The 20,879-nt window shown below is 67.9% G+C and carries 18 protein-coding genes, 2 tRNA genes and 1 rRNA gene; 11 read left to right on the top strand and 10 right to left on the bottom strand.

Annotated features, from left to right (window positions below):
- Positions 1–32: 32 nt before the first annotated feature.
- Together galT and ABFX55_RS23795 are read right to left on the bottom strand one after the other, a co-directional pair.
- The gene (galT, locus tag ABFX55_RS23800) at positions 33–1,094 is read right to left on the bottom strand and encodes a galactose-1-phosphate uridylyltransferase (RefSeq protein ID WP_346124409.1); all 1,062 of its coding nucleotides are present in this window, start codon (positions 1,092–1,094) and stop codon (positions 33–35) included.
- On the bottom strand, positions 1,091–1,870 hold the full coding sequence (locus tag ABFX55_RS23795; RefSeq protein WP_346124407.1) for a DeoR/GlpR family DNA-binding transcription regulator: 780 nt from the start codon (positions 1,868–1,870) through the stop codon (positions 1,091–1,093). The genes galT and ABFX55_RS23795 overlap by 4 nt, the downstream gene beginning before the upstream one ends.
- A 136-nt stretch (positions 1,871–2,006) precedes the next feature.
- On the opposite strand from ABFX55_RS23795, the gene ABFX55_RS49915 reads away from it, so the two are divergent.
- Together ABFX55_RS49915 and ABFX55_RS23790 are read left to right on the top strand one after the other, a co-directional pair.
- Positions 2,007–2,084 (top strand): 50S ribosomal protein bL37, encoded by a 78-nt coding sequence (locus ABFX55_RS49915; RefSeq protein ID WP_376773285.1) that lies wholly within the window; start codon positions 2,007–2,009, stop codon positions 2,082–2,084.
- A gap of 155 nt (positions 2,085–2,239) precedes the next feature.
- Positions 2,240–3,316 carry an AI-2E family transporter gene (locus ABFX55_RS23790; RefSeq protein ID WP_346124405.1) on the top strand — a complete coding sequence of 359 codons (1,077 nt, stop codon included), beginning with the start codon at positions 2,240–2,242 and terminating at the stop codon, positions 3,314–3,316.
- Here ABFX55_RS23790 and ABFX55_RS23785 read toward each other — a convergent pair.
- Positions 3,243–4,541 carry a dihydrolipoyl dehydrogenase family protein gene (locus ABFX55_RS23785; protein WP_346124403.1) on the bottom strand — a complete coding sequence of 433 codons (1,299 nt, stop codon included), beginning with the start codon at positions 4,539–4,541 and terminating at the stop codon, positions 3,243–3,245. The two genes, ABFX55_RS23790 and ABFX55_RS23785, sit on opposite strands and share 74 nt — an antisense overlap.
- 38 nt (positions 4,542–4,579) lie before the next feature.
- Positions 4,580–5,170 carry a TetR/AcrR family transcriptional regulator gene (locus ABFX55_RS23780; RefSeq protein ID WP_346124401.1) on the bottom strand — a complete coding sequence of 197 codons (591 nt, stop codon included), beginning with the start codon at positions 5,168–5,170 and terminating at the stop codon, positions 4,580–4,582.
- Positions 5,171–5,234: 64 nt separating this feature from the next.
- Here ABFX55_RS23780 and ABFX55_RS23775 point away from each other — a divergent pair, with 64 nt between their 5' ends.
- Complete coding sequence (locus ABFX55_RS23775) at positions 5,235–6,455, top strand: FAD-dependent oxidoreductase (RefSeq protein ID WP_346124399.1); 1,221 nt, start codon at positions 5,235–5,237, stop codon at positions 6,453–6,455.
- Here ABFX55_RS23775 and ABFX55_RS23770 read toward each other — a convergent pair.
- From ABFX55_RS23770 to ABFX55_RS23750, 5 genes are all read right to left on the bottom strand, one after another.
- Positions 6,433–7,761 carry a TrpB-like pyridoxal phosphate-dependent enzyme gene (locus ABFX55_RS23770; RefSeq protein ID WP_346124397.1) on the bottom strand — a complete coding sequence of 443 codons (1,329 nt, stop codon included), beginning with the start codon at positions 7,759–7,761 and terminating at the stop codon, positions 6,433–6,435. The two genes, ABFX55_RS23775 and ABFX55_RS23770, sit on opposite strands and share 23 nt — an antisense overlap.
- 38 nt (positions 7,762–7,799) lie before the next feature.
- Positions 7,800–8,180, bottom strand: coding sequence for an LLM class flavin-dependent oxidoreductase (locus tag ABFX55_RS23765; RefSeq protein ID WP_346124395.1), 381 nt, complete (start codon positions 8,178–8,180; stop codon positions 7,800–7,802).
- Positions 8,181–8,211: 31 nt separating this feature from the next.
- Complete coding sequence (locus tag ABFX55_RS23760) at positions 8,212–8,868, bottom strand: nucleoside/nucleotide kinase family protein (RefSeq protein WP_346124394.1); 657 nt, start codon at positions 8,866–8,868, stop codon at positions 8,212–8,214.
- A complete protein-coding gene (locus tag ABFX55_RS23755; protein WP_346124392.1) occupies positions 8,841–9,089 on the bottom strand; it encodes a hypothetical protein in 249 nt (82 codons plus the stop codon). Before ABFX55_RS23755 ends, ABFX55_RS23760 begins: the two co-directional genes overlap by 28 nt.
- Before the next feature lie 27 nt (positions 9,090–9,116).
- Positions 9,117–9,187: transfer RNA gene (locus ABFX55_RS23750), tRNA-Gly, on the bottom strand.
- 89 nt (positions 9,188–9,276) lie between these two features.
- Here ABFX55_RS23750 and ABFX55_RS23745 point away from each other — a divergent pair.
- Positions 9,277–9,350: transfer RNA gene (locus ABFX55_RS23745), tRNA-Pro, on the top strand.
- Positions 9,351–9,956: 606 nt separating this feature from the next.
- On the opposite strand, the gene ABFX55_RS23740 is transcribed toward ABFX55_RS23745, so the two are convergent.
- A complete protein-coding gene (locus ABFX55_RS23740) occupies positions 9,957–10,448 on the bottom strand; it encodes an ATP-binding protein (RefSeq protein WP_246451866.1) in 492 nt (163 codons plus the stop codon).
- A 204-nt stretch (positions 10,449–10,652) separates the two neighbouring features.
- On the opposite strand from ABFX55_RS23740, the gene ABFX55_RS23735 reads away from it, so the two are divergent.
- From ABFX55_RS23735 to ABFX55_RS23705, 7 genes are all read left to right on the top strand, one after another.
- Entirely contained in the window at positions 10,653–11,519 is an 867-nt protein-coding gene (locus ABFX55_RS23735; RefSeq protein ID WP_183647488.1) for a Scr1 family TA system antitoxin-like transcriptional regulator, read from the top strand.
- A 167-nt stretch (positions 11,520–11,686) separates the two neighbouring features.
- Complete coding sequence (tig, locus tag ABFX55_RS23730) at positions 11,687–13,051, top strand: trigger factor (RefSeq protein WP_346124390.1); 1,365 nt, start codon at positions 11,687–11,689, stop codon at positions 13,049–13,051.
- A 380-nt stretch (positions 13,052–13,431) separates the two neighbouring features.
- Positions 13,432–14,064 (top strand): ClpP family protease, encoded by a 633-nt coding sequence (locus ABFX55_RS23725; RefSeq protein ID WP_183647483.1) that lies wholly within the window; start codon positions 13,432–13,434, stop codon positions 14,062–14,064.
- Between the two features lie 12 nt (positions 14,065–14,076).
- Positions 14,077–14,700 (top strand): ATP-dependent Clp protease proteolytic subunit, encoded by a 624-nt coding sequence (locus tag ABFX55_RS23720; protein ID WP_183647480.1) that lies wholly within the window; start codon positions 14,077–14,079, stop codon positions 14,698–14,700.
- A gap of 174 nt (positions 14,701–14,874) precedes the next feature.
- Positions 14,875–16,158 carry an ATP-dependent Clp protease ATP-binding subunit ClpX gene (gene clpX / locus ABFX55_RS23715; protein ID WP_183647477.1) on the top strand — a complete coding sequence of 428 codons (1,284 nt, stop codon included), beginning with the start codon at positions 14,875–14,877 and terminating at the stop codon, positions 16,156–16,158.
- 108 nt (positions 16,159–16,266) lie between these two features.
- Complete coding sequence (locus ABFX55_RS23710) at positions 16,267–18,831, top strand: valine--tRNA ligase (protein ID WP_346124387.1); 2,565 nt, start codon at positions 16,267–16,269, stop codon at positions 18,829–18,831.
- Between the two features lie 527 nt (positions 18,832–19,358).
- A 16S ribosomal RNA gene (locus tag ABFX55_RS23705) occupies positions 19,359–20,879 on the top strand.

Below are 20,879 nucleotides of genomic sequence, written 5' to 3'. Positions count from 1 at the left end.
ACGCCGGTAATGCGACTCCAAGCGGAAACCAATTAGTGATCTACCTGTGATCGAATTAGCTGCGCGGCCTCCTCGGGCAGCACGTCGTTGACGAACGCGCCCATCGCCGACTCCGAGCCCGCCAGGTACTTCAGCTTGCCCGGCGCCCTGCGGATGCTGAACAGCTCCATGTGAAGATAGGCGAGGTCGCGGCCCTGCCGTACGGGTGCCTGATGCCAGGCGGCGACATACGGCATGACCACGCCGAACAGCCCGTCGAGCGCCCTGAGCACCCTGGTGTAGACGGGGCCGAACGCGGCGCGCTCCTCCTGGGTGAGGGCGGCCAGATCCGGCACCTGGCGGTGCGGGTAGAGGTGCACCTCGAAGGGGTAGCGCGCGGCGGCGGGCACGAACGCCGTCCAGTGCTCGTTGGCGGCGACCACGCGCTCGCCGGCCCGCTCCGCGGCCAGCACGCCGGCGAACAGGCCTGGACGCTTGGCGGCGGCGGCCAGGTGCTGACGGGTGCGAGGGGTGATGTAGGGGTAGGCGTAGATCTGGCCGTGCGGGTGGGCCAGCGTGATGCCGATCTCCGCGCCCCTGTTCTCGAAGCAGAAGACCTGCTCGACGCCGGAGATCTCCGACAGCTCCGCCGTACGGTCGGCCCACGCCTCCATGACGAGCTCGACCTGGTCGTCGGAGAGCTTGGAGAAGGAGGAGCTGTGGTCGGAGGTGAAGCAGACCACCTCGCAGCGCCCCACACCTGGAAGCACCTCGCTGAGGCCGCCTGCGTCGGGGTAGCTGCCGAGGTGGGTGGAGAAACTGGGGAAGCGGTTCTCGAAGACCACCACGTCGTAGGAGGAGGCGGGGATCTCCGTCGACTTACCCGGCGTGGACGGGCACAGCGGGCACTCGTCAGCCGGCGGCAGGAAGGTGCGGGTCTGGCGGTGGCCCGCCATCGCCACCCACTCCTCGGTGAGAGGGTCGTAGCGCAGCTCGGAGGCCACGGGCCTCGGCGGCAGCTCGCGTTGGTCGATCGCGCTGCGATCGGCGTCGTCGCGCCGGTCGAAGTAGATCAGCTCTCGGCCGTCGGCCAGGTGCGCGATGGTGCGCTTCACTTCGTGTCCTCCGCGATGATCAGTTCTCCGGCCCTCTCGGCCAGCTCTCTGCGCGCGGCCTGGGGCAGGCCGGCGTCGCTGATGACGACGTCGGCCTCCGACAGCTCCGCGATCGTGCTGATGCCGACCGTGCCCCACTTGGTGTGGTCGGCGGGGACGACCAGGCGGTGCGCCGAGGCGACCAGCTCCCTGTCGGTCTCCGACTCCAGCAGGTTCGGCGTGGTGAACCCCGCGTTCACGCTCATCCCGTGAACGCCGAGGAAGAGCGTGTCGACGTGCAGCCGCCTGATCGCCGCCACCGCGACGGGCCCCACGAGCGCGTCGGAAGGGGTGCGGACGCCGCCGGTCAGCACCACCGTGCGGTCGGCTCGGGGGCTGCGGTGGAAGACGTCGGCCACCGGGATCGAGTTGGTGATGACGGTCAGCTCGTCCACGTCCACCAGCAGATGGGCCAGGGCCCAGGTGGTCGTGCCCGCCGACAGCGCCACGGCGGTGCCCGGGCGCACCAGCGCGGCGGCCCTGCGGGCGATGGCGTCCTTCTCCGCCTGCTGGCGCACCGACTTGGCGGCGAAGCCGGGCTCCTCCGTCGAGCCTGGGCCGTTGATGGTCGCCCCGCCGTGGACCTTCTCCAGCAGCCCGCGCTCGGCGAGCGCCTCGAGGTCCCTGCGGATCGTCATGTCGGAAACGCCGAGCTCGCGCACGAGGTCGGCCACCCGGACCCCGCCGCTGCGACGGACGCGCTCCAGGATCGCCTGCTGCCGCTGTGGTGCGAGCACGAGTCCCTCCTTCAAACAGATTCCACCAAATTATGACACATGCATGTTGAAACATGGGGAGTGGAATCGGCCAAACCCCTTGTCCGGCGAGCCGCCTCCGCGAGAGGTTGGAGCCTTACACGGGAGGAGGTAAGCCATGGCCAAGCGCGCTCGCAAGACCAAGGCCCGCAAGAAGAAGGCGGCCAACCACGGCAAGCGTCCCAACGCTCGCTGAGGCGTGACATCGGGTACGGCTCGTACCCGATGTTCATCCCTCCCGCGGGCCGGCGAAAGGCCCGAGGCGAGAATTGTCGCCCCACCCCGCCGAGGGCGGGCCGCACCGGCGCGTTGACCCGCGGTCACCTGGGGAAACCGGTCATAGTGTGACGCATGATGTCGCGCGGACTCCGGGTCCTCATCGGCCTGGCGGCCGCGATGATCGCCATGGTCGGACTCGAACGCTTCAGCTCGGTCGCCGGTCCCGCCTTCCTGGCGCTCACGCTGACGATCGCCGTCAGCCCGCTGCGCTCATGGCTGAGGCGTCGCCGCGCGCCGGGCTGGGCGCTGGTGGCCGTGCCGCTGACCGTCGTGCTGCTGGGAATGATCGCGTTCGTGGCGGCGCTGGTCGTCTCCGTCGCGCAGCTGGCCGTGCTGCTGCCCACCTACTCCGACGAGTACACCGCGCTCGCCGCCTCCGCGACCAGGTGGCTCGGCGCGCACGGCATCACCTCGGCCGAGGTCAACGCGGTGCTCGGCTCGCTCGACCCCAGCCAGCTGCTGCCGATCGTGCAGGGCTTCCTGTCCAGCCTGCTGAGCGTCGGCTCGGCGTTCGTGCTCATCCTGCTACTGCTGTACGGCATGAGCCTGGACGCGGGCCCGCTCCAGTCGGCCGTGAACGCTCTGGAGGCGACCAGGCCGCACCTGGTGCGGGCGCTGCGGGACTTCACCGGAGGCACCTGCCGCTACCTGGTGGTCTCCACCGTCTTCGGTCTGATCGTGGCCGTGCTCGACGCGGGGGCGCTGTTGCTGCTGGGGGTGCCGCTGCCGCTGCTGTGGGGGTTGCTGGCCTTCATCACCAACTACATCCCCAACATCGGATTCGTCCTGGGCCTGGTGCCGCCCGCGCTGCTGGCCCTGCTCGACTCGGGCTGGATCACGATGGTCTGGGTGATCGCGGTCTACAGCGTGCTCAACTTCGTCATCCAGTCGGTGATCCAGCCGAAGTACGCGGGCCAGTCGGCCGGCCTGTCGACCACGATCACCATCCTGTCGCTGCTGATCTGGACGGTCGTGCTCGGCGCGCTCGGCGCCGTGCTCGCCGTGCCGCTCACCGCGCTGGCCAGGGCCCTGCTCATCGACGCGGACCCTGGCACCCGCTGGGCGATCCCGCTGGTCAGCGGTCAAGATCGGCAAGAGCCGCCGACACCGCGCGGTGGAACGTCGGGTATGCGTAGATCATCTGGCTGAGCCGCCGCACAGGGACGCGCTCGTGCACGGCCAGCGTCAGCATGCTCAGCACCTCGCCGCCCGAGGGCCCCGCGTTGGTCGCGCCGACCAGGACCCCGTCGGCGGCCACCAGCTTGACGAAGCCGCGCGCCTGGGCGATCCAGCCCCGCGTGGACTCGGCCAGGTCGGTGAAGCCCACACGGACGTCAAGCCCCTTCTCCCTGGCCTGCGCCTCGGTCAGACCCACCGCGCCGACCTCGGGATCGGTGAACGTCACCCTCGGCACCGCGTGGTACTCCGCCTCGTACGCCGGCTCACCGAGGATCTCCTTGACGATGATGTCGGCGTGGTACATCGACATGTGCGTGAACGCGCCCTTGCCGACCGCGTCGCCGAGCGCCCACACGCCCTCGGCGGCCCGCATCCTGCCGTCCACGGGGATCGCCCTCGCGCTCTCGTCGAGGCCGATCGCCGCCACCCCGAGCGCCTTCAGATCGACCCTGCGGCCCGTGGCCACCAGCAGCCTGCTCGCCGTCACGCCCGCGAGGGTGAAGCCGTCGTCCCCGTATGTCACGCGCGAGACCTTCACCCCTGTGCGCACGTCGATGCCCTCGTCGGCGAAGGCCTTGGCGATCAGCTCGCCCCCCTCGGGCTCCTCGATCGCGACCAGCCTGTCGAGGCCCTCCAGCACCGTCACCCTTGCGCCGAACCTGGAGAAGACCTGCGCGAGTTCCACGCCGACGGCTCCGCCGCCCAGCACGATCAGTGACTCGGGGACCGTCTCGGTCTCGATCGCCTGGTGGTTGGTCCAGTACGGCGTGCCCTCGAGCCCCTCGATGGGCGGTACGGCCGGCTGCGACCCCGAGGCGATCACTATCCCCCTCGAGGCCCTGATCACCCGATCGCCCACGGTGACCTCGTTGGCCCCCGTGATGCGTCCGTGGCCTCTGACCAGGTGGCCGCCCTTGCCCGTGAAGCGGTCGGCGGCGACCTTGTCGTTCCAGTCGTCGGTCGCCTCCTCGCGAATCCTGCGCGCGAGCGGCCCCCAGTCGGGCGGCAGAGCGCCCTTCGCCACCTGGTCGGCCGCGTGGAGCATCATCTTGGAGGGGATGCAGCCCCAGTAAGGGCACTCCCCGCCGACGAGGTTCGCCTCGACGCCCGCCACCCGCAGCCCCGCCTCGGCCAGTCGGCCCGCGACGTCCTCGCCTCCTGGGCCCATACCCAGCACGATCACATCGACATCCATCCACCCACGCTAACCGCAGGGGCCGGACGCCCTCCCTCTCACCCGGCGGCGAGTGCGCCCAGCAGCGCCTCGACCTGGGCGGCGTAGCGCTCGGCGAACGCGGGGGAGGCGGGGTCCTCGCCGTACACCGCCCTGACGATCTGCGGGAAGGCCACCCCCGCCGCGGCCATCGCGAACAGCGCCACCAGCACCGCCTCAGGCTCGAGCGAGGAGGGGAGCTCGCCGAGCCGCTGCCGCTCGCGCAGGGCCTCGACGTTGCGCCGCATGTCGGCGACGAACTCATGGGCGGGCTCGCCTTCGCGCAGCCCCTCCCACACCAGCAGCTTGCCGAAGGCGGGGTTGGCGGCGTTGGCGCGCACGTACCCGGCGACCAGCTCGCCCAGAGACAGGGAGGGGTCGGCGAACCCGCTCTCGGTGCTCTGCCACTGGCTCGTCAGCTCGCGGTAGAGACCCTCCTTGCCGCCGAAGTAGTAGGAGATCAGCTGCTTGTTGACCCCCGCCCTGTCAGCGATGGCGCTCACCCTGGCGCCGGCGAAGCCCTTGGCGGCGAACTCCTCCACCGCCGCCTGGACGATCCGCTGTTTGGTGCGCTCGGCGTCGCGCTGCTTGTCCTCGGGCTCTCTCCGCATGGCGGAAAACTATCATCCATCCGTATGGTTGACACAATTATCCATTTGGTTGATAGTCGGGGACATGAGAACTCATATCGCGATCATCGGCGGCGGGATCGGCGGACTCTGCCTGGCCCACGGCCTGCGCAGGGCGGGCATGGACGTCACGGTCTTCGAAAGGGACCGCACCCCCCAGGACCGCCTCCAGGGCTACCGGGTGCACATCGACCCCGACGGCGCGCGGGCCCTGCACGACTGCCTGCCCCCGCATCTGTGGCGGACCTTCCTCGAGACCACGGGCCGGGGCGGCCAGAACTTCGGCTTCCTCACCGAGCAGCTCGGACGGCTGCTCGTGCTCCAGACGCCCCTGGCGGCCGACCCGGCCGACGACCACCACTCGGTCAGCCGCATCACGCTCAGGGACATCCTGCTGTCGGAGCTCGGCGACGTGGTCCGCTTCGGCAGCACCTTCGAGCGCTACGAGCGCGACGGCGAGGGCGCAAGGCTGTTCTTCGAGGACGGGACGAGCGCCACGGCCGGCATCGTGGTCGCGGCCGACGGCGGCAACTCACGGGTCAGGCGGCAGTACCTCCCGCACGCCCGGCGCGTCGACACCGGCATCACCACCGTCGCGGGCAAGTTCCCGCTCACCGCGCGGACGAGGAAGCTCATCGACGCCAGGCTGAGCGAGGGACCGAACACCATCCTGCCGCCCAGGGGCATGGGCCTGTTCACCGCCCCGCACGACCTGGGCGACACCGGCGAGACGACCTCGCTCATGGACAACACCGGCAGCTACATCCTGTGGGCCTTCGGCGCCGCCAGACGACGTTTCCCCTCCGGACTCGCCGACCTGAGCGGTGAGCGGCTCCAGCGGATCGTCGCCGGCCTCATCCACAGCTGGCACCCCGACCTGAAGAAGCTCGTCGAGCTGTCGCACCCCGACACCGTGTCGCTGCTGCCCATCCGCACCTCGATCCCGATCGAGCCGTGGGAACCCACCACCATCACGCTGCTGGGCGACGCCATCCACAGCATGACGCCGATGCGCGGGATCGGCGCCAACACCGCCCTGCGCGACGCCAGGCTGCTGTGCCAGGCCCTGACGGCGGGCGGCGACCCCGTCGCGGCCATCGGCGGCTACGAGCGCAGGATGCGTGAGTACGGCTTCGCCGCCGTCCGCGACTCCCTCCAGGCCGCCGAGCAGTTCGTCGGCGAGAACGCGGTGGCCAGGCTCGGCTTCAAGACCTTCCTGCGCACCGCCCAGCGGGTGCCCAGCCTCAGGGCGAAGGCGTTCGGATGACAGGCAGCCCCGCAAGCGCCGCCGAGATCCGCTCCTCGGGCAGCGAGAAGTCCTCCATCTCGCCGCCCAGGAAGCGGTCGTAGGCGGCCAGGTCGAAGTGGCCGTGCCCGCACAGCGCGGTCAGGATGACCTTCTCCTGCCCGCTCTCCCTGCAGCGCAGCGCCTCGGCGATCGTCTCGGCCAGCGCGTGCGTCGGCTCTGGAGCCGGCACGATGCCCTCGGCGCGGGCGAACCTCACCCCGGCCTGGAAGCACTCCTTCTGTGACTTGGCGACCGCCTCGAACATCCCCAGCTCGTACATGTGCGACAGCAGGGGCGACATCCCGTGGTAGCGCAGGCCGCCCGCGTGGATCGGGTCGGGGACGAAGCCGTGGCCGAGGGTGTGCATCTTCAGCAGCGGCGTGAACCCCGCCGTGTCACCGAAGTCGTAGGCGTAGACGCCCCTGGTGAACGAGGGGCACGCCTCGGGCTCCACCGCCCGCAGCACCGGTGAGATCCGCCCGGCCAGCTTCTCCCTCAGGAACGGGAAGACCAGCCCCGCGAAGTTGGACCCGCCGCCCGTGCAGCCGATGACGACGTCAGGCATCTCGGGCAGCTGCTCCAGCGCCTCCTCGCCGATGACCGTCTGGTGCATCAGGACGTGGTTGAGCACCGAGCCGAGCGCGTAGCGGGTGTCGTCCGAGGCGCCCGCCACCTCCACCGCCTCGCTGATCGCGATGCCCAGGCTGCCGGGCGAGCCTGGCTCCTCGGCCAGCACCTTGCTGCCTGCGCCCGTCACGGACGAAGGGCTGGCGTGCACCGTCGCGCCGTACAGCCTCATCAACGAACGCCGGTAGGGCTTCTGGTCGTAGGAGGCGCGCACCATCCAGATCTCGCACTCCAGGCCGTACTGCGCGCAGGCGAAGGCCAGCGCGGAGCCCCACTGGCCCGCTCCGGTCTCGGTGGTGAGGCGGCGCACGCCCTGCCTGGCGTTGTAGTAGGCCTGCGGCACCGCGGTGTTGGGCTTGTGCGAGCCCGCGGGCGAGACGCCCTCGTACTTGTAGTAGATGCGGGCGGGTGTGCCGAGCGCCTTCTCCAGGCGGTGCGCCCGCATCAGCGGCGTCGGCCGCCAGAGCCGGTAGACGTCGAGCACCTCCTGCGGGATCTCGACGAACCTGTCGCCGCTGACCTCCTGCGCGATCAGCTCCGCGGGGAACAGCGGCGCGAGATCGTCAGGTCCGACCGGCCGCATCGTGCCGGGATGCAGCGGTGGCGGGGGAGGGGCGGGCAGGTCGGGAACGATGTTGTACCAGTGACTCGGTGTCATCGATCCATCGTGACTCCGTTATCCCTGCCGTTCCATAGTCACCTGCCTGCGAACCTCGGGGACGACCTCCTCGGCGAACAGGCGCAGCAGCGGCTGTTGCGCTCCCCGCTCCACACCTTCCTGATCACCGTGACCGCCTCGGTGAGCGCGTCCATGGCCTCACCCCTCGTACGGCGCGGCCCGCCGTACGCCTCGATGGCCTCCCGGAAGCCGCCCGCCCCGAGCCCGAGCTCCACCCGCCCGCCACTGAGCAGGTCGGGGCCGGCGGCGGCCTTGGCCAGCACGGACGGCTGCCGCAGCGGCAGGTTGGCCACGTCGGGGAAGACGGTGACCCGCTCGGTCACGGCGATGATCACGCTGAGCAGCGTCCAGGTGTCGAGGTAGCGGCACCGGTAGGGATGGAGGAGTACCTCGACCACGCCGCTGTGGCGCGCACCCTCTCCTCGGCGCTCACGCCGGTGTCAGCAGCGCCGGATGGCGCGGGTCGTCGGCCTTGACCACGACGTCGGCCGCCGTGATGGGGGCCACCTCGTGCTCGTAACGCTCGTACGCGGGCAGCCGCCAGCGCTGGTCCTGGTCGGCGCGGCGCGCCAGAGCCGCCCGCGACAGCCACAGATGGACGGTCAGCTCGGCGGGCAGCCCCCGCCCGAGCAGCAGCGTCCCGTCGAGCAGCAGCACGCCCCCGGCAGGAAGAGTCTCGTACGGCGCGCGCGTCGCCCTGTCCCTGACGCTGTCCCACAGGGTGGGCAGGACCCTGCCGGTGCCGCCCGGGTCCAGCGGGCCGAGCACCTCGCGGCGCAGCGCGCCCTCGTCCAGCCAGTCGTCGTAGAAGGCGTCGGGGTCGGTCCTGCCGTACTCCAGGCGCAGCGACGCGGGGCGCAGGAAGTCACCCGCCGACACCCGCAGGACGGGCCTGCCTCGCTCCCGCAGCGGCTCCACCAGCGCGTCGGCGAGGCGCGAAGGCTCCGCGGCGGGCGCGCCGTCGACCAGCACCCGCACCCACGAGTGGCGCGGGCCAGCGGCGATCCGCTCGGCCAGCTCCTCGACGAGCAGACCGGGCGAAACAGGCCTCGCCCTCGTCACGGCCGCCCGGGGAACAGCCCGCACAGGCTGACACTGATCGGGATGAACAGGGCGACGCCGCCCAGCATCGGATGGAAGATCAACGTGGCCTCCTCGACGTGTTGATCATAGTCGGCGGCCCGCCCCGGAGCCCGAGTGCTCCCGCCTGAGGCGTTCTTCCGACCAGCTCCAGAGGCCTCGGGCACACAGCGGGCGCGGCAGATCGAAAAGAATTCCTGAAGATCACAAAAGGCCAGGTCCTCCATGTGGATGACCTGGCCTTTTGCCGTCTGAGCGGACGACGGGAATCGAACCCGCGTAGCTAGTTTGGAAGACTAGGGCTCTACCATTGAGCTACGTCCGCGCGAGCCGGTCGAAGTCTGGTCTAGACTTCATCCGGTCGTCAGGGCGTAAGCGTACCGGAGTCACGGGGCGCATGCGTAACCGACGTCGCGGGGCGTGGCGCAGCTTGGTAGCGCGCCTGCTTTGGGAGCAGGAAGTCGCAGGTTCAAATCCTGTCGCCCCGACTGCCGTACCTGCCGGAAGGCCACTCCAGAAGATCGGGAGTGGCCTTCTGAGTGTCTACGGTTCCTCGGATGCGCCGAAGATGCGGTCCATCGCCACGGCGCCTCCGACGCCTCCTGCGGGGCGGCTTGGTCAGCTCGCCTGATCGATGACGTCGTGGAGGTACCGCATGGCGAGCTTTTCGGCGTGGCGACGGGGTTCGATCACCGCTTCGGTGCCGTCGAGCCACTGCCGGTAGAGCTCCACGCAGGCGAGCAGAGCCTGACCTGCGTCGTGCCGGTCGTAACCGCAGAGGGTTGCCTGAGGGCGTGCGCCTCATCCGGTGCGATGGACTCGAGGTGCCGGACGCCGCGCGGTGACGCACCCACCCACCGTCCGGCCGGCCGGATACGTGAGGAGAGCGCGGCGCGAAGGCCGGCCGTGCCTACCGCGACGGCAGGAACCGTGCCGATCCCGTGGATGAGCAGATCCTGTCGCCTGGCCGCCGGGTCTAGGGCCCGGACGGCGCGACCAGGTCGAGGCGGCGCGTAAGGGGAACGCCCGATTTGGGGCTCAGGTGTTTGGGGCTCAGGTGTAGGGCGGTGGCGCGCTGTCGGGGAGGGGCGGCGTCAGTCGCCGGTGTGGAACAGCGCCCAGACGGCCTTGCCGCCGCCGTCGAGGCAGTCCCAGCCCCAGCACTCGCTGTAGGTCTCGACGATGTAGAGCCCGCGCCCGTTCTCCGAGATGAAGTCGGGCTCCTTGGGAGTGGGCACCTCGTCGCTGGGGTCGGCCACCGCCAGCAGCACATGGGGCGCGGCCCGCATCAGCAGGAGGGTGATCTCGCGGTGCCCTCTGGCGTACCTGACCGCGTTGGTCACCAGCTCGGAGACCACCAGCGCCGCGTCGTCGCTGAGCTCGGACAGTCCCCAGTCGTGAAGTGTCGAGCGTGTGACGTCTCGCGCCGTGCGCACCGAATCGGCCTGGAAAGGCAGCGGAGTCGCGGTGGTGTCCGGTTCTTCTGCGCGGAGGAGGCGGTCGAAGCCCACCTCGCGAGTGATCTTCAGGCAGGTGGCAGTGCCCAGGGGGTCCTCCACCATCCCGCCGTTACCTCCGCTACTCATGAATCGGTGCATATTTCGGCGTTTGTCCCCAATATGCACTAAGCCATCATGGGTCACGACAAGCGGCGCTGCAAGACCCAAATGCACGTGCAGCTGCAATGTGCAACAGCATGTTCGGTTACTGGCAAAGCGGACACACGGCTGAGACCTTGTCACAGCGCCCGGAACTAGTGACACTGTGTGCGGACCGAAGAGGGAGGCATTGTGACGCAGAACCCGCCGGGGTCGGGGCCAACGGCTCTGCGCATCCTCCTGGGCTCCCAGCTGCGGAGGCTGCGAGAGTCGCGCGGCGTCACGCGCGAGGAGGCGGGTCACCTCATCAGGGGCTCCGAGTCGAAGATCAGCCGCATGGAGCTCGGCAGGGTCGGTTTCAAGGAGCGCGACGTCGCCGACCTGCTCACCCTGTACGGCGTAGCCGACGAGAGCGCGCGCAGAGCGGTGCTCGACCTGGTCTCCACCGCCAACGAGCCGGGCTGGTGGCACCGGTTCAACGACCTGCTGCCCTCCTGGTTCCAGGCCTACGTCGGCCTGGAGGAGGCCGCCACCCGCATCAGGACCTATGAGGTCCAGTTCGTCCCCGGCCTGCTGCAGACCAAGGAGTACGCCAAGGCCGTCATCACCGCGGGATCGGCGGGAGTCAGCTCCGACGAGATCGCCCGCAGGGTGGACCTGCGCCTGGAGCGCCAGCGCGTGCTCGACCGTCCGGGTGGACCGGTCCTCTGGGCGGTGATCGACGAGGCCGCCCTGCGCCGTCCCATCGGCGGAGCCGAGGTGATGAAGGCACAGCTGGAGCACCTGATCGACCTCATGCGCCAGGCCAACATCACCATCCAGGTCATGCCGTTCGACTTCGGAGGACACAGCGCCGAGGGCGGCGCTTTCAGCATCCTGCGCTTCCCCGACCAGGACCTGCCGGACGTCGTCTACGTCGAGCAACTCGCCAGCGCCCTCTACCTCGACAAGCGCGAGGACGTCGACCGCTACACCGAGGTCATGGAGCGCCTCTGCGCGGTCAGCACCACCCCTGACGAGACCGTCAGCCTGCTCAACAAGATCAGGGACGAGATCTGAACGCCTCTTCGTCGTGCTTGGGTGCACATCTGCCCTAGACTGGCGTGCGGCGTTGGACATTCGCCGGTGCGAGCATGCCCAAGCCGATCATGTGGGCGCGGCGCGTGAGCCGCAGAGAATTTGGACGCGCCCGCGAACACTCAAAGCTTGATCAAGGAGACCACCCCGTGAAGACCGCTGTCGAGGAGCTCAGCCCGACCCGGGTGAAGCTCACCGTCGAAGTGCCGTTCGACGAGCTTGGCCCGAGCATGCAGGCGGCGTACAAGAAGGTCGCGTCGCAGGTGCGCGTCCCCGGCTTCCGCCCCGGCAAGGTCCCGGCCCGCATCATCGAGCAGCGCTTCGGCCGCGCGGTGGTGCTGGAGGAGACCCTCAACGACGCGGTGCCGAAGCTGTACAGCCAGGCCGTCGACGAGGTCGACGTCTTCCCTGTCAGCCAGCCCGACATCGAGGTCACGAAGATCGAGGACGGTGAGCAGATCGAGTTCACCGCCGAGGTCGACATCAGGCCCAACTTCGAGGTGCCCGCCTACGCCGGCATCGAGGTCACCGTCCCGACCGCCGAGGTCACCGACGAGGACATCAACAGTCAGCTCGACGCGCTGCGCCAGCGCTTCGCCACGCTGACCGGCGTCGAGCGCGCCGCCACCACCGGCGACTTCGTCGTCATGGACCTGCGCGCCGAGATCGACGGCGTCAACCTCGAGGAGCAGCAGGCCAACGAGGTGTCCTACGAGGTCGGCGCCGGCTCGGTGCTCCAGGGCCTCGACGACGCGCTCGAGGGCATGTCCGCCGGCGAGGAGAAGACCTTCCGCACCGAGCTCGTCGGTGGTGAGAACGCCGGCGAGGAGGCCGACGTCATCATCAGCGTCAAGTCGGTCAAGGAGAAGGTCCTGCCCGAGCTCGACGACGAGTTCGCCCAGCTGGCCAGCGAGTTCGACACCCTCGAGGAGCTCAAGGACAGCATCCGCGAGCAGGCTCATCGCAACAAGCTGGTCGACCAGGTCGTGCAGTCGCGCGAGAAGGCCCTCGACACGCTGCTGGAGCAGATCGACATCCCGATCCCCGACAGCGCGCTCAAGGCCGAGCTCGACGCCCGCAAGCACAACCTCGACCACCAGATCGCCGAGAGCGGCCTGAGCCGTGACGCCTTCTTCCGCCTCTACCAGACGACCGAGGAGGAGCGTCTCGCCGAGTTCGAGACCAGCTCCGCCAAGGCCATCAAGAGTGGCTTCGTCCTCGACAAGATCGTCAAGGCCGAGGAGCTGGGCGTCAGCGAGCAGGAGCTGACCAACTTCGTGGTCCGCCGCGCCATGCAGATGGGCGTCGCGCCCAACACGCTGGCCCAGCACCTCGCCGACAACGACCAGCTCACGCTGGCCATGGTCGAGATCGTCCGCGACAAGGCCAAGACCGTCGTCGGCGACGCGGCCAAGGTCGTCGACGAGGCCGGCAACGAGGTCGACCTCAAGGCCATCTACACCGAGATCAACGGTGAAGAGGTCGTCGAAGAGGCCGACGCCACCGAGGAGTGATCTCTCCCTCACGTCGCGAAACCCCCGTCCTGCGCAGGGCGGGGGTTTCGCCGTCTTCCGCCGTGGGGCGCATGGTGATCAGGGGGCGGGGGGACACCGCGGCGCCATCGCGTCGCGCGTCCCTCAGCCCTTCCATGGGCCGCCCCCGTCGTGAGGCCGTACTGCTTGAGACCAGGGCAGGCCCCTGGCGGCACAGGAGAAGGATCAGCGTGAAAGCCCGCCGGAGCGGGGCTCGCGAGAGCGCGGGAGCGTCCCTGGCGGACGTTGACCGCCACCTGCGCCGACAGCGAACAGTCCGTGGACCGGGCATGACCTGTGGGCCGTGCGCGTTAAGGTCACAAGCAAAGCCCATCGATTACGACGCATCGGAAGGTGACGCTGTGACCAGCCCGCCGACCTTCTATCAGCCCGAGTCGCGAGGCCGTGAGAACGGCTCAGCTTTCCGGCTTGAGGACCAGCTTTACCAGCGCCTGCTGCGCGAGCGCATCATCGTGCTCGGCACGGACGTCAATGACGAGATCGCCAACCGCATCTGCGCCGAGTTGCTGCTGCTGGCCGCCGACGACTCCGAACGTGACATCTACCTGTACATCAACTCGCCCGGCGGATCCGTGACCGCGGGCATGGCGATTTACGACATGATGGAATACGTGCCGAACAACGTGGCCACGGTCGCGATGGGTCTGGCGGCCTCCATGGGGCAGTTCCTGCTCTGCGCGGGCGCGCCCGGCAAGCGCTACGCGCTGCCGCACGCGCGCATCATGATGCACCAGCCCTCGGGTGGCATCGGCGGCACCGCCGCCGACATCGCCATCCAGGCGGAGCAGATGCTCTATGTGAAGAAGACGCTTGCCGAGCGGATCGCCTTCCACACCGGCCAGGAGCTCGACCAGATCGAGGCCGACTCCGACCGTGACCGGTGGTTCACCGCCGATGAGGCCAAGGACTACGGCTTCATCGACCATGTCGTGCGCAGTGCGCGCCAGGTGTCCTCCCAGGGCGCCGTTTCCTAAGGGGGAGCTGAAGTGAACATCGAGAGCCGCTACGTTCTCCCCTCCTTCGTCGAGCGCACGTCCTACGGCGTGAAGGAGATGAACCCGTACAACAAGCTCTTCGAGGACCGCATCATCTTCCTCGGAGTGCAGATCGACGACGCGTCGGCCAACGACGTCATGGCGCAGTTGCTCACGCTGGAGTCGCTCGACCCCGACCGTGACATCAGCATCTACATCAACTCGCCCGGCGGGTCGTTCACGGCCATGACGGCGATCTACGACACGATGCAGTTCGTCAGGCCTGAGATCCAGACGGTCTGCCTCGGTCAGGCCGCCTCGGCCGCGGCCGTGCTGCTGTCGGGCGGCACGCCGGGCAAGCGGTTCGCTCTGCCCAACGCCAGGGTCCTGATCCACCAGCCCTCCACCGAGGGCGGCGGTCAGGGAAGTGACATCGAGATCCAGGCCAGGGAGATCCTTCGTATGCGATCCCTCCTTGAGGAGATCATCGCGAAGCACTCTGGAAAGCCCGCGGCAGAAGTTCGCAAGGACATCGAACGCGACAAAATTCTCAACGCCGATGAGGCCAAGGCGTATGGTCTGATCGACGACATCATCCCGATCAGGAAGAAGCGAGCTCAGGCCGTTGCTTCCTGATCGAACGTGACGCACCGGAGCGCTGCCCAATTGGGCACGTTCCGGTGCGACTCGCCGCCAGGGGGCTCACTGAGGGCCCAGAAGACGGTAACGTCGAAACCTGAGCGGTTCGGACCGGGTCCGGAGGATACGGATCGCGGGAGCAGGGCGGTCCCACGCAAAGGAGTATCTGGGGTGGCACGCATCGGCGACGGGGGAGACCTGCTGAAGTGCTCTTTCTGCGGGAAGAGCCAGAAGCAAGTCAAGAAGCTCATCGCCGGTCCCGGCGTCTACATCTGCGATGAGTGCATCGATCTCTGCAACGAGATCATCGAAGAGGAGCTCTCAGAGTCCTCCGAGCTCAAGTGGGACAACCTGCCGAAGCCGAGGGAGATCTACGAGTTCCTCGACGCCTACGTGATCGGCCAGGACGCGGCCAAGAAGGCACTCTCGGTGGCGGTCTACAACCACTACAAGCGGGTGCAGTCGGGCGACCGTGGCAGGGATGACGGCCTCGAACTGGGCAAGTCCAACATCCTGCTGCTCGGTCCCACGGGATCCGGCAAGACGCTGCTGGCGCAGACGCTGGCCAAAATGCTCAACGTTCCCTTCGCCATCGCCGACGCGACGGCGCTCACCGAGGCCGGCTACGTCGGCGAGGACGTCGAGAACATTCTTCTCAAGCTGATCCAGGCCGCTGACTACGACGTCAAGAAGGCCGAGACCGGCATCATCTACATCGACGAGGTCGACAAGATCGCTCGCAAGAGCGAGAACCCGTCGATCACCCGCGACGTCTCGGGCGAAGGCGTCCAGCAGGCGCTGCTGAAGATCCTGGAAGGCACGACGGCCTCGGTGCCGCCGCAGGGCGGGCGCAAGCACCCGCACCAGGAGTTCATCCAGATCGACACCACCAACGTGCTGTTCATCTGCGGTGGCGCGTTCGCCGGCCTCGAGAAGATCATCGAGTCGCGCATCGGTAAGAAGGGCATCGGCTTCAACGCCATCATCCGCTCGAAGGAGGAGATCGACTCCTCCGACATCTTCGGCGACGTGATGCCCGAAGACCTGCTCAAGTTCGGCATGATCCCCGAGTTCGTCGGGCGTCTGCCGATCATCACCTCGGTGCACAACCTCAACCGCGAGGCGCTCATCCAGATCCTCACCGAGCCCCGCAACGCCCTGGTCAAGCAGTACCGCAAGCTGTTCGAGCTCGACGGGGTGGAGCTGGAGTTCACCGACGACGCGCTCGAGGCCATCGCCGACCAGGCGATCCTGCGCGGCACGGGCGCCAGAGGCCTGCGGGCCATCCTGGAGGAGGTGCTCCTGTCGGTGATGTACGAGGTGCCCTCCAGGGAGGACGTCGCCCGCGTCGTCATCACGCGCGACTCCGTGCTGGAGCACGCGATCCCCACGCTGGTCCCGCGCGACCAGCTGGCGGCCAAGCAGCAGCGCACACCGCGCGAGAAGTCTGCCTGAACCACGCTTCACACGGCGAGGCCCCCGGAGTCCGCTCCGGGGGCCTCGCCGTCTGACTTGCGGGCGACGATTCCACGGAAGTCGCCCGAGGTCCCTAAACTTGACCGCGTGACAACGCCAGAGCTGCCTACCCAGTACACACCCGCCGACGTCGAGACCCAGAGCTACGAGCGATGGGTATCAGGCGGATACTTCGGCGCGGACCCGGGCAGCGGGCGTGAGCCGTACTCCCTCGTGCTGCCCCCGCCCAACGTGACGGGCGTGCTCCACATCGGCCACGCGCTCGACCACTCCATCCAGGACGCGCTCAGCCGCAGGGCCCGCATGAGGGGCATGGAGACGCTCTGGCTGCCCGGCATGGACCACGCCGGCATCGCCACGCAGAACGTCGTGGAGCGCGAGCTCGGCAAGGAGGGCCTGTCCCGCCACGACCTCGGCCGCGAGGCGTTCATCGAACGCGTCTGGCAGTGGAAGGACGAGTCGGGCGGCAGGATCCTCGGTCAGATGAGGCGGCTGGGCGACGGCGTCGACTGGTCGCGCGAGCGCTTCACCATGGACGAGGGGCTCTCACGTGCCGTCCAGACCATCTTCAAGCGGCTCTTCGACGACGGGCTGATCTACCGCGCCGAGCGCATCATCAACTGGTGCCCCCGCTGCCTCACCGCGCTGTCCGACATCGAGGTCGAGCACAGCGAGGACGAGGGCGAGCTCGTCTCGATCCGCTACTCCGACGAGATCGTGGTCGCCACCACGCGCCCCGAGACGATGCTCGGCGACACCGCCGTGGCCGTCCACCCGAGCGACGAACGCTACGCCCACCTGATCGGCACCACGGTCGAGCTGCCGCTGACCGGGCGCAGGATCCCGATCGTCGCCGACGAGCACGTCGACCCCGCCTTCGGCACCGGCTGCGTGAAGGTGACCCCCGCGCACGACCCCAACGACTTCGAGATCGGCCGACGACACTCGCTGCCGTCGCTGACCGTCATGGACGAGCGCGGCGTCATCACCACGCACGGCCCCTTCCAGGGGCTCGACAGGTTCGAGGCCAGGCCCGCCGTGGTCGCCGCGCTGCGCCAGCAGGGGCTGATCGTCGCGGAGAAGCGCCCCTACCTGCACGCCGTCGGCCACTGCTCGCGCTGCAAGACCGTCGTCGAACCGAGGCTCTCGCTGCAGTGGTTCGTCAACGTCTCGCCGCTGGCCAAGGCCGCGGGCGACGCCGTCCGCGACGGCCGCACCCGCATCCACCCGCCGGAGCTGGCCAAGCGCTACTTCGACTGGGTCGACGACATGCACGACTGGTGCATCTCGCGCCAGCTGTGGTGGGGGCACAGGATCCCGGTCTGGTACGGCCCTGCGGGCGAGGTCGTGTGCCTCGGCCCCGACGAGTCGGCGCCCGAGGGCTACGTCCAGGACCCCGACGTGCTCGACACCTGGTTCTCCTCGGGGCTGTGGCCGTTCTCGACCCTGGGCTGGCCGGAGAAGACGCCGGAGCTGGCGCGCTTCTACCCGACCTCCGTGCTGGTGACCGGCTACGACATCCTCTTCTTCTGGGTCGCCAGGATGATGATGTTCGGTCTGTACGCCATGGACGGCCAGCCGCCGTTCCGCACGGTCGCCCTGCACGGCATGGTCCGCGACCAGTTCGGCAAGAAGATGTCGAAGTCGTTCGGCAACGTGGTCGACCCGCTCGACTGGATCGAGCGCTACGGGGCCGACGCCACCCGCTTCACGCTGCTGCGCGGCGCCAACCCCGGCTCCGACGTCGCGGTCAGCGAGGACTGGGCGGCCGGCTCGCGCAACTTCTGCAACAAGATCTGGAACGCCACCCGCTTCGCGCTGATGAACGGCGCGGCGGTCGGAGAGCTGCCCGAGTCGCTGACGGCGGCCGACCGCTGGATCCTCTCGCGGCTCCAGACGGTCATCGGCGAAACCGACGCGGCGTTCGAGGAGTTCGAGTTCGCCAAGGCCTCCGACCTGCTCTACCACTTCGCGTGGGACGAGGTCTGCGACTGGTACCTCGAGCTGGCCAAGGTCCAGCTCTCGCAGGGGCTCGACGGCACCCGCCTGGTGCTCGGCCACGTGTTCGACGCCCTGCTGCGGCTGCTGCATCCGCTGGTGCCCTTCGTCACCGAGGAGCTCTGGCGCGCGGTGACCGGCGGCGAGTCCGTCGTGGTGTCCACCTGGCCGGTGGCCGACGCCCGCTACGCCGACCCCGCAGCGGAGGCGGAGATCCTCGCGATGCAGGAGCTGGTGACCGAGATCCGTCGCTTCCGCTCCGACCAGGGGCTCAAGCCGGGTCAGAAGGTGGCGGCCAGGCTCTCCTTGTCGGGTACGGCGCTCGCGGAGCACGAGGCGGCGATCAGGTCGCTGCTGCGGCTGCAGGAGCCGTCGGAGACTTTCGCGGCGACGGCTTCGCTGGTGGTCGCGGGGGTGACCGTGCAGCTCGACACGGCGGGCACCATCGACGTCGCCGCCGAGCGCAAGCGGCTGGAGAAGGACCTGGCCGTGGCGCGCAAGGACGCCGCCCAGGTGGCGGCGAAGCTCGGCAACGAGCAGTTCATGGCCAAGGCGCCTGACGACGTGGTGGCGAAGGTCAGGGCCAGGGCCGAGTCCTCCGCCGCCGACATCGCCCGCCTCGAGGGGCAGCTGGCGGCGCTGCCGGCGGGCTGACGACCCACAGGACCCTCGAAGGCCCGGAGTCGTCTCACGACTTCGGGCCTTCGGTGTGTTTGAGGAACGCGCACCGGGGGAAGACCCATTCGTTACCGAAGTTGGGTCTCGTGGGCGCGGGCTGCTGCTACAGTTTTCAACGCAGGGCAGCGATCCACAGCGGCTTCGGGACGAAGCCCGCAGAGGGGCTGCTAGGCTCTGAACATCCACTGACTCACTCCCGATCTTCGGGCCGTGTCCACGTGATTGGACAAGGACCGAATGCTGGAGTAAGTTAAGAGGGTTGCCCCGGAGACGGGGGCGTCGAAATTTTAGCTAGGTTTGACCGATTTGACACCAAATCGGGTGATCTGCTAAGATTGAGACATAACGAAGCGAGTGCCACCGGGCAGGTGACGGTGAATGCGTCCGTTTCTTGAGAACTCAACAGTGTGTTAAAAGCCAGTGCATGATGCACAACCCCGTCCATTGGACGGATTCCTTTGGTTGGAACATTCATGTTTCAGCCGGGAGAAATTCTCAAACATTGTTTGGAGAGTTTGATCCTGGCTCAGGACGAACGCTGGCGGCGTGCTTAACACATGCAAGTCGAGCGGAAAGGCCCTTCGGGGTACTCGAGCGGCGAACGGGTGAGTAACACGTGAGCAACCTGCCCCTGACTCTGGGATAAGCCCGGGAAACTGGGTCTAATACCGGATACGACCGCCCCCGGCATCGGGTGGTGGTGGAAAGTTTTTCGGTTGGGGATGGGCTCGCGGCCTATCAGCTTGTTGGTGGGGTAGTGGCCTACCAAGGCGACGACGGGTAGCCGGCCTGAGAGGGCGACCGGCCACACTGGGACTGAGACACGGCCCAGACTCCTACGGGAGGCAGCAGTGGGGAATATTGCGCAATGGGCGAAAGCCTGACGCAGCGACGCCGCGTGGGGGATGACGGCCTTCGGGTTGTAAACCTCTTTCAGCAGGGACGAAGTTGACGTGTACCTGCAGAAGAAGCGCCGGCTAACTACGTGCCAGCAGCCGCGGTAATACGTAGGGCGCAAGCGTTGTCCGGAATTATTGGGCGTAAAGAGCTCGTAGGTGGCTTGTCGCGTCTGCCGTGAAAGCTCGCAGCTTAACTGCGGGTCTGCGGTGGATACGGGCTGGCTAGAGGTAGGTAGGGGAGAACGGAATTCCTGGTGTAGCGGTGAAATGCGCAGATATCAGGAGGAACACCGGTGGCGAAGGCGGTTCTCTGGGCCTTACCTGACGCTGAGGAGCGAAAGCGTGGGGAGCGAACAGGATTAGATACCCTGGTAGTCCACGCTGTAAACGTTGGGCGCTAGGTGTGGGGATCTTCCACGATCTCCGTGCCGGAGCTAACGCATTAAGCGCCCCGCCTGGGGAGTACGGCCGCAAGGCTAAAACTCAAAGGAATTGACGGGGGCCCGCACAAGCGGCGGAGCATGTTGCTTAATTCGACGCAACGCGAAGAACCTTACCAAGGCTTGACATCGCCCGGAAAGCTGCAGAGATGTGGCCCTCTTCGGACTGGGTGACAGGTGGTGCATGGCTGTCGTCAGCTCGTGTCGTGAGATGTTGGGTTAAGTCCCGCAACGAGCGCAACCCTTGCTCCATGTTGCCAGCAGGCGCTTCGGCGTGCTGGGGACTCATGGGGGACTGCCGGGGTCAACTCGGAGGAAGGTGGGGATGACGTCAAGTCATCATGCCCCTTATGTCTTGGGCTGCAAACATGCTACAATGGCCGGTACAGAGGGTTGCGATACCGTGAGGTGGAGCGAATCCCTAAAAGCCGGTCTCAGTTCGGATTGGGGTCTGCAACTCGACCCCATGAAGTCGGAGTCGCTAGTAATCGCAGATCAGCAACGCTGCGGTGAATACGTTCCCGGGCCTTGTACACACCGCCCGTCACGTCACGAAAGTCGGCAACACCCGAAGCCCGTGGCCCAACCAGCTTGCTGGGGGGAGCGGTCGAAGGTGGGGCTGGCGATTGGGACGAAGTCGTAACAAGGTAGCCGTACCGGAAGGTGCGGCTGGATCACCTCCTTT

It is taken from the genome of Nonomuraea roseola (genome assembly GCF_039535395.1).
In the GTDB taxonomy this organism is placed as follows: Bacteria; Actinomycetota; Actinomycetes; order Streptosporangiales; family Streptosporangiaceae; genus Nonomuraea; species Nonomuraea roseola.
This window is presented reverse-complemented; position numbering and strand designations above follow the sequence as displayed.